Source organism: Vibrio sp. 378, from assembly GCF_033339435.1.
On the sequence record NZ_JAWOUO010001211.1, the window covers coordinates 1 to 514 of the forward strand.

The window sequence follows — 514 nt, forward strand, 5'->3', positions numbered from 1 at the left end:
TTTCTCATAGAATAGAACGTAGTTTGGAATCCCGAATGAACGGTCTCTCCGGTATCTGTTCCTTTCCCGCTACACGTTAAGTCGGTAATCCCATCAGCTAATCCTGCTGTACCTCTAAAAGCTAAGACAAGGTCATTTTTATAACGCTCACTTTTTCCCTTTCCTAGCAGAGCAAACCCTGTTTCAGGACGAAAGAAAAAACCACCACTTGTACCTACCGCTACTTTCGAAAAACCAAAGTGATTATCAACAACAGCTGGCAGTTTCACACGTTCAAGATTGTGCTTCACTTCGTATGCAATATTACATAGTTCACTCGCCATAAATGGAGAAATAGTGCTCATTAGTTGTTTTTCCTTACTCTTTATTTTTTCAATACGTGGGTATCAGTAGTTTCGTCATATTCATATGTATTTATTCTCTCGCTATTCCAATCACATACAGAATGAACAGGAGTTCGCCTTGTGCTTTCTGGTGAAATATCAACTTCGTGGATTTGCTTGTTGTTCGATAA

Annotated in this window: 1 pseudogene; it reads right to left on the minus strand. The window is 39.3% G+C overall.

Annotated elements, in window-relative coordinates:
* Window positions 1–344: pseudogene (locus tag R7Q48_RS31190) on the minus strand (lipase family protein); the annotation flags it as partial.
* Between the last annotated feature and the right edge of the window lie 170 nt (window positions 345–514).